Here is a 2,208-nt window from a genome sequence, read left to right as displayed (position 1 = left end):
CCAAAGGCCAGTTCCTTGCCAACATGAGCCACGAGATCCGCACGCCCATGAACGCCATCCTGGGCATGCTCAAGCTGCTGCAAAACACCGACCTCAATGCGCGCCAGCTCGACTACACCAGCAAGACCGAAGGTGCGGCCAAATCCCTGCTGGGCCTGCTCAACGACATCCTGGACTTCTCCAAGATCGACGCCGGCAAGATGGAACTCGACCCCCAGCCCTTTCGCGTGGACCGCCTGCTGCGCGACCTCTCCGTCATCCTGTCGGCCAACGTCGGGCAAAAGCCGGTGGAAATCCTGTTTGACATCGACCCGGCCATCCCCCCCACCCTGGTGGGCGACGCCCTGCGCCTGCAGCAAGTCCTCATCAACCTCAGCGGCAACGCCATCAAATTCACCGAAAAGGGCGAAGTCGTCCTCCAGCTCAAGGTCCTGGCGCAAAACGAGAGCCACACCACCCTGCAGTTCAGCGTGCGCGACAGCGGCATCGGCATCGCCCCCGAGAACCAGCAGCACATCTTTGACGGCTTCTCCCAGGCCGAAGCCTCCACCACGCGCCGCTTTGGCGGCACCGGGCTGGGCCTGTCCATCTCCAAACGCCTGGTCGCCCTCATGGGCGGCGAGCTGGCCCTGCACAGCGTGCTGGGCCAGGGCAGCAACTTCTACTTCAGCATCCGCCTGCAAGTCGCCCCGGCCCAGGCCCTGCAGCCCGAACCCGTCACCGAACGCCTGCCCGGCCCCTTGCGCGTGCTGGTGGTGGACGACAACCCCATCGCCCGCGAGCTGCTGGTGGCGATGGCCCGCTCCTGGGGCTGGCAGGTCGACGCCGCCGCCAGCGGCGAGCAGGCCCTGGCCCTGGTGCGGGCCCGCCTGGACAGCGCCCAGCCCGCCTACCAGGCCATCTTCATGGACTGGCAGATGCCCGGCCTGGACGGCTGGCAAACCATAGAAGGCCTGCGCCAGCTGGCACCCCCGACCCAGACCCCGGCCCCCATCACCGTCATGGTCACCGCCCATGGCCGGGAAATGCTCTCTGAGCGCAGCGCCCAGGAGCAGGCCCGCCTGAACGCCTTCCTGGTCAAGCCCATCACCGCCAGCATGCTGTTTGACGCCGTCGCCGATGCCCAGGCCGGCCACAGCAACCTGCGCACCCGAGAGCGCACCCGCACCGAGCAGGGCGCACGCCTGGACGGGCTGCGCCTGCTGGTGGTCGAGGACAACCTGATCAACCAGCAAGTCGCCCAGGAACTGCTCGGCAACGAGGGCGCCATCGTCGAGCTGGCCGACAACGGGCAACTGGGCGTACAGGCCATCGCCCGGGCCCAGCCCCCGTTTGATGCCGTGCTGATGGACCTGCAGATGCCGGTGATGGACGGCTACGCCGCCACCCAGGCGATTCGCCACGGCCTGGGCCTGACCCAGCTGCCCGTGATCGCCATGACCGCCAACGCCATGGCCTCGGACCGGGAAGAATGTCTGGCCGCCGGCATGAACGACCACGTGGGCAAGCCCTTTGACCTGCCGCACCTGATTGAGGTGCTGCTGCACTACACCGGGCGCGCCCGGGCGCCCACCCCGCCCTCGGCTGGGCCGGCGGCCCCGGCTGAACGGCTCCAGAGCGATCACGCCCGCGATGTGGACGCCGCCCTGGCCCGCCTGGGCCACAACCGCGCCTTGTACCTGCGCATCCTGCAGTCCTACCTGGGCGAGATCGCCACCATGGCCGAGCAGCTCGATACGCTGCTGCACGCCGGTGACCTCGGCGGGGCGGGCCGCTTGCTGCACACCCTCAAAGGCCTGTCGGCCACGGTTGGGGCAAGCCAGATGGCCGAACTGGCCAAAGCGGCGGAGAGCCAGGTGAAGCTGGCCGATGCGGGCTTTGCGCATGACGCGCTCAGAGCGGATTTGCGCCAGGCGCTGGCCCGCACCACGCAACTGATGGGGCAGGTCGCCCAGAGTCTGGCACCCGACGTGCTGGCGAGGCCGAGACCGGCGGACGCTGTCGGCGCCAACAGCCGCGCCACGACGCAGCCGCCTAACCAGGCGGCGCTGCTGGCGGACCTGCAGGAGCTGCATGATTTGCTCAGGAACTCCGACATGCAGGCGCTGGATGTGCATGCGCGGCTGCAGGCGGTGCATGGCGGGGGTGCCGCTGGCGAGCTTGAGGCGCTGGATGCGGCACTGGCGGCTTTTGATTTCGTGCAGGGTG

At 68.5% G+C, this 2,208-nt stretch carries 1 protein-coding gene; it reads left to right on the top strand.

Annotation, left to right across the window (positions count from 1 at the left end; genetic code table 11):
* Positions 1-47 precede the first annotated feature (47 nt).
* The coding region (locus IV112_RS20960) for a response regulator (RefSeq protein WP_304007017.1) at positions 48-2,208 on the top strand (2,161 nt) is incomplete at its 3' end.

The sequence above is a fragment of the Methyloversatilis discipulorum genome (assembly GCF_018780585.1).
Classification (GTDB): Bacteria; Pseudomonadota; Gammaproteobacteria; order Burkholderiales; family Rhodocyclaceae; genus Methyloversatilis; species Methyloversatilis discipulorum_B.
Note: the sequence above shows the minus strand (reverse complement) of the source record. Positions and strands in the feature narration are given on the sequence as shown.